General features: G+C 65.9%; 6 protein-coding genes and 1 tRNA gene. 2 read left to right on the top strand and 5 right to left on the bottom strand.

The window, feature by feature from the left end; genetic code table 11:
* A partial coding sequence (uvrA, locus tag JOZ79_RS08645; RefSeq protein ID WP_294073247.1) for an excinuclease ABC subunit UvrA occupies window positions 1-2395 on the bottom strand: 2395 nt, incomplete at its 3' end.
* A gap of 150 nt (window positions 2396-2545) precedes the next feature.
* Between uvrA and JOZ79_RS08640 the strand changes: the two genes are divergently transcribed.
* The gene (locus tag JOZ79_RS08640; RefSeq protein ID WP_294073245.1) at window positions 2546-3370 is read left to right on the top strand and encodes a TonB family protein; all 825 of its coding nucleotides are present in this window, start codon (window positions 2546-2548) and stop codon (window positions 3368-3370) included.
* A gap of 151 nt (window positions 3371-3521) precedes the next feature.
* A complete protein-coding gene (locus JOZ79_RS08635) occupies window positions 3522-5576 on the top strand; it encodes a M13 family metallopeptidase (RefSeq protein ID WP_294073243.1) in 2055 nt (684 codons plus the stop codon).
* Window positions 5577-5959: 383 nt separating this feature from the next.
* Here the strand turns inward: JOZ79_RS08635 and JOZ79_RS08630 are convergent, their stop codons facing one another.
* From JOZ79_RS08630 to JOZ79_RS08615, 4 genes are all read right to left on the bottom strand, one after another.
* A complete protein-coding gene (locus tag JOZ79_RS08630; protein ID WP_294073241.1) occupies window positions 5960-7960 on the bottom strand; it encodes a calcium-binding protein in 2001 nt (666 codons plus the stop codon).
* A gap of 77 nt (window positions 7961-8037) precedes the next feature.
* Window positions 8038-8571, bottom strand: coding sequence for an RNA 2',3'-cyclic phosphodiesterase (gene thpR / locus JOZ79_RS08625; protein WP_294073239.1), 534 nt, complete (start codon window positions 8569-8571; stop codon window positions 8038-8040).
* A gap of 9 nt (window positions 8572-8580) precedes the next feature.
* Entirely contained in the window at window positions 8581-9960 is a 1380-nt protein-coding gene (locus tag JOZ79_RS08620; protein ID WP_294073237.1) for a hypothetical protein, read from the bottom strand.
* A 92-nt stretch (window positions 9961-10052) separates the two neighbouring features.
* A tRNA-Ala gene (locus JOZ79_RS08615) sits at window positions 10053-10128 on the bottom strand.
* Window positions 10129-10191: the final 63 nt, after the last annotated feature.

Below are 10191 nucleotides of genomic sequence, written 5' to 3'. Positions count from 1 at the left end.
AGCGGGCGCCGTGGCAGACGTCGCAGGTGACGTAGACGTCGGGCAGGAAGTGCATCTCGATCTTCAGGAGGCCGTCGCCCTGGCACGCCTCGCAGCGGCCGCCCTTGACGTTGAAGGAGAAGCGGCCGGGCTTGTAGCCGCGCGCCTGCGCCTCCGGAAGGCCGGCGAACCAGTCGCGGATCTGGGTGAAGGCGCCGGTGTAGGTGGCGGGGTTGGAGCGCGGGGTGCGGCCGATCGGCGACTGGTCGATGTCGATGACCTTGTCGAGCTGCTCCAGGCCCTTGATCGACTGGCACGGGCCGCAGACGATCCGGGCGCCGTTGAGGGCGCGGGCGGCGCCGGCGTAGAGCGTGTCGATGGTGAGCGAGGACTTGCCGGAGCCGGAGACGCCGGTGACGCAGGTGAAGGTGCCGAGGGGGAACTTGACGGTGACGTCGCGCAGGTTGTTGGCGGTGGCGCCGGCGACGGTCAGGTGCTTGCCGTTGCCCTTGCGGCGGCGGGCGGGGACCGGGATCTCGCGCCGGCCCGAGAGATAGTCGGCGGTGATGCTGCCCTTGCAGGCGAGGAGGCCGGTGAGGTCGCCCGAGTAGATGACCTCGCCGCCGTGGACTCCGGCGCCGGGGCCCATGTCGATGACCTGGTCGGCGGTGCGGATCGCGTCCTCGTCATGCTCGACGACAAGGACCGTGTTGCCCAGCGACTTGAGGCGCTTGAGGGTTTCGAGGAGGCGGTCGTTGTCCTTCTGGTGAAGGCCGATCGAGGGCTCGTCGAGGACGTAGAGGACGCCCGACAGGCCGGAGCCGATCTGGCTGGCGAGGCGGATGCGCTGGGACTCGCCGCCGCTGAGCGTGCCGCTGGTGCGGTCGAGGTGGAGATAGTCGAGGCCGACATTGTGGAGGAAGCCGAGGCGCTCGTTGATCTCCTTGAGGATGGCCTCGGCGATTTCGGCCTGGGTGGTGGTGAGCTTGGCGGCGAGGCTTGCGAACCAGCGGTAGGCGTCGGCGACGGAGCGGCGGGAGGACATGGAGATATCCTCGCCGGCGATCTTCACCGCGAGGGCCTCGGGCTTGAGGCGGGCGCCGTGGCAGACCTCGCAGGGGAGCGACGACTGGTAGCGGCTGAGCTCCTCGCGCATCCAGGCGGATTCGGTCTGGTGCATGCGGCGGTTGAGGTTGCCGATGACGCCCTCGAACGGCTTCTTGACCTCGTAGCTCTTGCGGCCGTCGACGAAGCGCAGGGTGACCGGCTTGCCGGCGGTGCCGTGGAGGATGACGCGCCGCGCCTCCTCGGGGAGGTCGGCCCAGGGGGTCTGGAGGTCGAAGCCGTAGGCGCGGGCGAGGCTGGACAGCACCTGCATGTAGTAGGGCGAGGGCGGGTTGGACTTGGCCCAGGGGACGACCGCGCCCTTGGCGATCGACAGGTTGTGGTTGGGGACGACGAGGTCCTCGTCGAACACCAGCTTCTCGCCGAGGCCGTCGCAGGCCGGGCAGGCGCCCTGCGGCGCGTTGAAGGAGAACAGCCGCGGCTCGATCTCGGCGATGGTGAAGCCGGAGACCGGGCAGGCGAACTTCTCGGAGAAGATGATGCGGCCGGGGGGCGCGTAGTCGAGCTTCATGCCGGACTGCGTGGGGCCCCCTCCACCAAGCTGCGCTTGGTCCCCCTCCCCGTCCCGGGGAGGATCTGCGGGGTCGAGATAGGCCAGCCCTTCGGCGAGTTTCAGCGCGGTCTCGAAGCTGTCGGCGAGGCGCGGCTCGATGCCTTCGCGGATGGCGACGCGGTCGACGACCACCTCGATGTCGTGCTTGTATTTCTTGTCGAGCGCCGGCGCGTCCTCGATGGCGTAGAAGGTGCCGTCGATGCGGACGCGAGTGAAGCCCGCCTTCTGCCACTCGGCGAGTTCCTTGCGGTACTCGCCCTTGCGGCCGCGGACGACCGGCGCGAGCAGGTAATGACGGCTGCCCTCGGGCAGGGCCATGGTGCGGTCGACCATCTGGCTGACGGTCTGGGCGCTGATCGGCAGGCCCGTGGCGGGCGAGTAAGGCACGCCGACGCGCGCCCACAGCAGGCGCATGTAATCGTAGATTTCGGTGACGGTGGCGACCGTCGAGCGCGGGTTGCGGCTGGTCGTCTTCTGCTCGATCGAGATGGCCGGCGACAGGCCGTCGATATGCTCGACGTCCGGCTTCTGCATCATCTCCAGGAACTGGCGCGCATAGGCGCTGAGGGACTCGACGTAGCGGCGCTGGCCCTCGGCATAGATCGTGTCGAAGGCGAGGCTCGACTTGCCTGAGCCCGAGAGGCCGGTGATGACCGTCAGGCTCTCTCGCATGATGTCGACGTCGACACCCTTGAGGTTGTGCTCTCTGGCACCGCGAACGGAGATATGGGTCAGCATCGGCGGCTTTTCGTTCCGTTTATGTTCTGAAGCTACGCGCGGAGGTTTCCCCGGTCAACGCGGCATGAAGGCATATGGGTGCTGCTGCTGGATTTGCTAGCAGTTGGCTTTCCGTACCCATGGGTTAAGCTGCGGAGAAGGGGGTGGGAAATGACGGGGATGATGAGGAAATGGTCCCAGGCGGCCCAAGCGCTGGCGGCTGGTTCGGTGGCGCTCACAAGCCTGGCGACCTCTGCCGCCGCAGCCCCGGCGCAGCCGGTCGGGCAGTGGACGGTCGAGCTGCAGGGCGAGCGTTGCCTCGCGGGTCTCGACTTCACGGTGTTCGGCCGTCCGGTGAAGTTCGTCCTGGAGCCTAACCCGACCGGCGGCGGCGGCTACCTATATGTGATCAACCAGGGCCATCTCGATGGATACGGCTGGGTATATGCGGACATCGCAATTGGCGCCGACTTGGCAAAGCACCAGGTTGTCGAGATGATGCCGAGCCCCGAATCGAACCGAAACATCTACCGCTGGCCAATCGGCGAGGAATGGCTCGCCAAGCTTGACGTCGCACAGCGATTGTGGGTGCAGAGCGAGCCGCTTCATGCCGACCTCGCAGTGACCGGCTTGGCGCAAGCACGGGCCGAGCTTCGAATGTGTGACTCGCGGCTACTGGCGGGCTGGGGTTTCGCCGCCGACCAGCAGGCCCGGCTCGCAACCTTTCCCCAGATGGACACGCTCGACATCCAGCCCTCGGACGTGCCGAAGGACGTGTACCGGCATGGCGCGGTAGGAAATGTCGATGGGCGCGTGACGGTCGCTGCCAACGGCAAGGCAAGCAACTGCCGAGTCATCGAATCCAGTGGCTGGCCGACCCTTGACGCGAAAGCCTGCGAACTGATGGTGAGCCGGGGGATTTTCAAGCCGGCGAAGGCGAAGGACGGCAGCGCGATGGGGGCGCCCTATTTCTTTCAATTCCAATTCCCGTCCTAGCCGCCAGCCCGTAACGACGAACAGGGTTTGTTCGTCGATGACTCGTCCACTCTCGTCGATCAGTCATGGAACCTTATTGCGGGCGCGTGGGGGCCGTTCTATCCGGTTCCTCTTCACAGAATCTATCTCTTTGCCTTTGCGGGGGAATTCCATGCGTCATCATCATTCGAAGCTTGTCCGCGTTGCGGCCGTCCTGCTTGCCGCGACATCATTGCAGGGAAGCCCGGCCTTTGCGCAGGCCGCCCCGTCCGCGATCGCCGCGGCGCCGGCCTCCGCGAAGCCGAAATTCGGGACGTGGGGCGTCGACCTGTCGGTGCGCGACATGTCGGTGAAGCCGGGTGACGATTTCCAGAAATATGCGTCGGGCGGCTGGCTGGCGAACACGCAGATTCCGGCGGACAAGCCGTCGGTCGGGTCGTTCTACGAACTGTTCGACACCAACCAGGACGAGGAGAAGGACCTCGTCACCAATGCGCCGGCCGGAAGCAAATATGGCGCGATGTACCAGAGCATGATGGACGAGAACCGGGTCGAGCAACTCGGCCTGTCGCCGCTCAAGCCTGACCTCGCCAAGGTTGCCGCGATCAGCAGCAAGGCCGCGATGGCGCGCCACATGGGAACGACCGACGGTGACTTCGGAAGCTCGATCTATTCCTTCCACCTGGATGCCGACACCGCCGATGCGCGGATGAACGCGCTCAACATCAACCAGGGCGGCCTCGGGCTGCCGAGCCGGGACTATTATCTCAGCCCTGAGTTCAAGCCGCAGCGCGACGCCTATGTCGCCTACATGCAGCGGACGTTCCAAGCGATCGGCAATCCCAGCCCGGCCGCCGCTGCTGCGCGGGTGATGGCGTTCGAGACCGCAATCGCCAAGGTCAGCTGGGCGAACGCGGATCGCCGCGACATCGACAAGACCAACAACCCGATGAGCAGCGCCGAGCTCGCGGCCTATGCTCCGGGCTTCGCCTGGGCATCCTATTTCGAGGGCGCGAAGATTCCGGCGCAGAAGCGGATCATCGTCAACGAGAAGAGCGCTATCCGGGACATCGCCAGGATCTACGCCGCGACGCCCTTGTCCACCGTCAAGGAATGGGAGGCGTTCCACACCGCCGACCAGGCCTCGCCCTATCTCAACAAGGCGATGGTCGACAGCCGCTTCGCATTCACCAAGACGATCAGCGGGGTCACCGAACAGCGTCCTCGGTGGAAGCGCTCGGTGACGCTCGTCGACGGCTCGCTCGGCGAGCTGGTCGGACAGGACTATGTGACCAAGTATTTCCCGCCTGCCTCCAAGGCGAAGATGGTGCAGCTGGTCGCCAACCTGAAGGCGGCGATGGCCGGGCGCATCCAGAGCAACAGCTGGATGAGTGCGCCGACCAAGGCAGCCGCGCTCGAGAAGCTGTCGCGGATGGACGTGATGGTCGGCTATCCGGACAAGTTCCGCGACTATAGCGCGCTCGAGGTTCGGCCGAACGACCTCTACGGCAACGTCAAGCGGGCCACTCGCTTCAACGCCGATTACGACATGGAAGACCTGGGCAAGCCGGTGAATCACATGAAGTGGGGCATGAACCCGCAGACGGTGAACGCCTACAATGGCGGCGGCGAGAACAAGATCGTGTTCCCGGCCGGGATCCTGCAGCCGCCGTTCTTCGACCCGAACGCCGACGACGCGGTCAATTACGGCGCGATCGGTGCGGTGATCGGCCACGAGATCAGCCACGGCTTCGACGACCAGGGCCGCAAGATCGACGCGACCGGGACCGTCCGCGACTGGTGGACCAAGCAGGACGCCGCGCGCTTCGACGCCGAGGCCAAGGTATTCGGCGACCAATATGCGAAGTTCGAGCCGGTGCCTGGCGCCTTCATCAACCCGAAGCTGACGATGGGCGAGAACATCGCCGACTTCGCCGGCATCCAGGTTGCGCTCGACGCCTATCATCGTTCCCTGGGCGGCAAGCCGGCGCCGGTGATCGATGGTTTGACCGGCGACCAGCGCTTCTTCCTCGCTTTTGCGCAGGTCTGGCGCGAGAAGCAGCGCGACGACGCGCTGCGCAGCCAAGTGACCACCAATGAACATAGCCCTGGCCGGTTCCGGGTGCTCGGGCCGCTGCGCAACGTCGATGCCTGGTACCAGGCATTCAACGTCCAGCCGGGCGATTCCATGTACATTCCGCCGGAGCAGCGCGCACGGATCTGGTGAGCTGCCCGGATTCGGGCGAGGCTCGGTCGAATGGGGGGAGCTGCCTTCGGGCGGCTCCCCTTTTTCGTGGATGGGGAGCCGCCGTCCTGCCGAAGCCGCTCGCGACAACGGTGAACCGTGTTCCGGATGCAACGGTTTCCGAACAAAAGGCGCGACGGCCGCGGAATGAACGGATCGTTCGCGGTCCAACCTATGTTACAAGTTTTGCAATGCCTGGGAGGGAAGCACAGGAGCGGCGCCCGCGAAGCGCCTCTGGAAACAGGCGCGAGGAGCGGCGAGACGAGCTTGCCGCAACGCTCCGCCAGGCATTCCCGATCGACGGCGCCGGATCCTTCGCCAACCTGCTGCGCGCTCTCGACGGAGCAGGGCGCTAGACGTCGCCTCTAAAGGACCAGGTCCGTCGCCAGCAGGTGGTGGGTGCCATCGAGCGTCACGGCGAAATCCGCGACTCCATCACCGTTGACGTCGCCCTGAACGACGGTCCTGGCCGGATCGCTGGTGTCCACCCTGAGCTGGCCCGCGACATGGCTGAAAGCAGTTTCGCCAATGAAGGCGAAAGCCTGGTTGCCTCCCGTGCTGGAAATAGCGTCGATGCCCGAGACATCGATCCTGTCCTCGCCGCTGGTGAAGTCGACGATCCGGTCGGGCGCGGCCGTGGTTGAAACTCCGGTCGAGTTGACGACGAAGCGGTCGTTGCCGCCGCCGCCGTAGAGAGTATCGGCGCCGCTGCCGCCCGCGATCACATCGTCGCCGGCGCTCCCGTGGATGATGTCGTTGCCGGCCCCGCCGTTGATCGAATTGATTCCGGTCAGAGTGACGCCGCTGAAGTCGAGGCTGTCGGCCGAGCCGCTGCCGGAAATGGTCACTCCAGTGAAGCCGTTGGCGGTGATGGCTTCGACCCCGGCGATGCTCGCAAGGCCGATCACCGTGCCATTGGCGAGCGCCTGGACCTGGTCGGTGCCGAGGCCGCCGTCGATCTTGTCGAAGCCCTGTCCCGTGCCTTGAATCCGAAGCACGTCATCGCCGGCGCCGGCGGAAATGACGTCGTTGCCCGCGCCGCCGACGATCACATCGTTGCCGCCGAGAGTGACGATAGTGTCGTTTCCGGCGAGGCCGCTCACCGTCCAGTCGGCATTGGTCGTCGCGTGCAGCGTATCGTTGCCGCTGGTGCCGGTGAGTACCGGAAGTGGCGGCGGCGGGATCACATCGCCGCCGATGTAGATCTCCGCATTGGTCGAGTAACTGCCGGTGGCGATGGTCGGTTCGACCAGGGTGGGATCAAGGCCGAAACTCGAGTCGAGGCTCCCGGCGTAGATCACATGGGTGTCGGCGAAGCTGATCGACGTCGTGCCCTCGGCATGCACGACGGACGTTGCCGAGCCTGAATCGACGAGCCAGCCGCCGGTGACGGTGACCTTCGCGCCGTCCAGCAGCTGAATCTGGAACTGGCCGCCGCCGCCGCCGCGCTTGTGTGGATCGATGCCGCTCGGGTTGACGAGATCGATCTCGCCCCACAGCCGGAAGTTGCGCGCGTTGTCCTCGGCGACCGGATTGACCAGCACGGTGCTGGTCGACTTGAGGTCGAAGCCGCCGTCGCCGTTGCCACGCGCGACGTCGTTCAGGAACTGCACGTCATAGACGCCGCGTTCGGTCGCGAAGCCGTCGCCATTGTAATAGGTGCCGCTGCTGTGGATGCTGTTGAGCATCGTCGAATCCTCGATGACGACGCCGTGGACGGTGTCGCAAAGGTGGATGCCCTCGGCGATGCCGTCCTTGTCCTCATACTGGCTGTCGCCATAGACGTTCTGGATGAGCACGCTGTTGGTGTCGTAGCGCAGCGTCACGACGCCGTAGGAGAATCCATGCACCTCGACATTGCGCACGGTGAGGCCGGAGACGGTCGCGCTGGCGTAGCTGTCGGCGAGCCAATGCCCCGCGAACAGGCGGACGTTGTCGGCCTGCATGTCCTGGATGGTGATGTTGCGAAGATCGGCGGCGAAATGGAATGCCATGCTGACGTCGTGGAAATCCATATTCTGGAAGACCAGGTTGTCGGCGCCGCTGCCGAGCGCGAATACCTGGTTTCCCCGTTCCGTCATTCCGGGCGTGTAGGCGGGCCGAGTGCCGTGGATCTGGACATCCATCGGATTGCCGAGGCTGTCGACGCCCTCGATGGTGACCGGGGCGCCGTCCGCGCCGCCGCTCGACAGCTGCAGGGTACCGGTGGTCTCGTAGGTGCCCTGGTCGGCGAGCATCATCACGGTACCGCCGGGACCCGCGCTCTGGATCGCCGAATTCAGCGCGCTGAACGGCATCGCGTTCTCGGCGGACGAGCCGGACTGGTCACCGGCGCCGGTTGGGCTGACGTAAACCGAGCTCGACATGTGAGTTCACCCCCCTTGTCGAGTCGGAAGCGTGCGCTTCATGGTCCAGTCTGGCAAGCGCGCATTGGCGGTTCCCATCACCCGAGCGGGTAGCTTGCCGCCTCCTCGTAATGCGCGCCATGGCGGGAAAGACGGCTTTCGAACAAGGTGAAGGTGTCGATCGCAAACGGCGCGGAGCGGAGGCCCGCGTTGCGATCGACGAACGCGGTGGCTTCGCGGGATCGGCGACCTTTCCAGCGAGCGAGCGTGATGTGCGGATGGAAGGCTCGGCGCTCTGGACCGATCCCGGCGGCAAGGCAGGCGCGATCGATCTTGGCGGCGAGCGCGGCGAGCGGCTCCTTCGGCAGGACGCCGGCCCAGAGCGCGCCGGAATTGCTCTGGTCGAAGCGCCCGACTCCGGCGATGCGCAGCTCGATCGACGCGGCGCGCAGCTTCGCCAGCGCATCGGCGATGTCGTTGGCGACGGGCCGCTCGACCTCGCCGATGAACTTCAGCGTTAGGTGAAGCTGATCGTCCGATTGCCAGCGGAAGTCCGGGCTGTCGTCCATCACGTCAATGAGGAGGTCACGGACATGCTCCGGCGGGCGGATCGCGACGAACAGGCGGTGCATGCGTCCGGTCTAGCGGCCAGCGCGCGGCGGCGCATCGGCGCCCCGACGGGCCAGGAGAACGAAAGAGCCCGATCTTCCCGCATCCGCATAGCCCGGCAAGGGACCGACGAAGTCGACCATCCTGAACATTCGATCGAAGTTCGCCAGCGTGGTGTCGATCATCACCAGCTGTGGTCGCTCGCGGAGAATGTCGCCCCGGATCGTCGAGCGCTGTTCGGCAAGCAGGCTCCGGGCCTTCGCACGGTCCGCGGCCGAACGCTTGGGATCATTGGCGATGCTCCAGGCGCCGGGCAGCACCCACAAGGCGGGATAGCGCGTGTCATTGACGATGCCGCGCTCAACGACGGCCGGATACGCGGCCGAGACCTGGCTGCTGAGGATCGCGACCGTCCGGACCCCGGGGGGGATCGGGGCCGATGGGGACGATCCCGAACCGCTGAACAGCTGGCTCGCGCATAGCAGGGCTGCGATCGATGCGAAGGGGCGGCTCCTCCGCGCCTCGATCAGCGTCATGACCAGTGCAACGCCAAGCGCCGGCGCGAAATGGTAGCTCCAGTAGCGTCCCTGAAGATAGAAGCTGGCAAGCGCGCCGAGAGCGGCCGCGGCGAGCGGAACAAGCTCGGCGCGGCGGTCGATGACAGCGATCGCGCTGACGAATGCGATGAGTGCCGACAGGACGATCGAACGGCCGGACAGCGGGACCCCATACAGCCAGTAGACGAAGCGGCCGAGCGGAACCATGTGCGAGAGGTAAAGCGGGTAGAGGACGGCTACGGCGCCGGCGTAGGCGACGCACGACAGGCCAAGGACAATGTAGGGTGCCGAGAACAGCGGCTTCGGCGATCTTGCCAGCCAGGCCCGGGCGATGGCGTCGGCGACGGGAATGCACAGGAGATAGGGTTTGAGGCCGAAGCCCAGGAAAGCCCAGAGTGCGAGCGCGACACCTTCGGCAGCGCCGACCCGGCGACGCATCAGCATCGGCAGGCCGAAGATGAGCGCCAGGGTGTCGCGCTGGCCGAAATTGTGGATGCCGGCGATGGCCATCGCAAAGGTTGCCGCGACCGCCGCATAAGGCCCTCGGAGCCGCAATATCCACAAGCCTGACAGCGCCATCGCGACGCAGACTCCGAACGCATAGGCGTTGGGCGACGGCGATCCTGCCGACAGGCCGACCGTCTCGTAGAAGACAAGCGGCGGGTTCACCTCGACGATATCGCGGTAGAGAATTGCGCCTCGAAGCCAGCGGCCCGAGGCGTCGATCAGCCAGGCGACGTCGAGATTGGGGTGATTGCGCGCAAGTGCAAAGGTGGCGGCGCAGATCAGTGCCACGGCGCAAGCCGAGCCGGCGCCGTCCAGCTGGGGGGCATTCCTGATCTTGTCGAGCTGCACCGGTCCCCCACCCGAAGGCGGCAAGGCTGCGCTTGAATTGGGCTGAACTCAAGCGGCCAGGCGCGCCCGCGACCGGCCGATCATCATGAGGATGGTGGAGCCGAGGGGGATCGAACCCCTGACCTTCGCAATGCCATTGCGACGCTCTCCCAGCTGAGCTACGGCCCCGATCGGTCCCGCGCCTTAGGCGAAACCGGCTCCTCTGCAAATGGGAAAATGGCTTGCGCCGAT

This window comes from Sphingomonas sp. (assembly GCF_019242355.1).
GTDB lineage: Bacteria > Pseudomonadota > Alphaproteobacteria > Sphingomonadales > Sphingomonadaceae > Sphingomicrobium.
Note: the sequence above shows the minus strand (reverse complement) of the source record. Positions and strands in the feature narration are given on the sequence as shown.

Excerpts from the sequence above, each read along its gene's own strand:
- JOZ79_RS08640 (WP_294073245.1), top strand. The coding sequence starts at position 2,546 with ATGACGGGGATGATGAGGAAATGGTCCCAGGCGGCCCAAGCGCTGGCG.
- JOZ79_RS08635 (WP_294073243.1), top strand. The coding sequence starts at position 3,522 with ATGCGTCATCATCATTCGAAGCTTGTCCGCGTTGCGGCCGTCCTGCTT.
- JOZ79_RS08630 (WP_294073241.1), bottom strand. The coding sequence starts at position 7,960 with ATGTCGAGCTCGGTTTACGTCAGCCCAACCGGCGCCGGTGACCAGTCC.
- thpR (WP_294073239.1), bottom strand. The coding sequence starts at position 8,571 with ATGCACCGCCTGTTCGTCGCGATCCGCCCGCCGGAGCATGTCCGTGAC.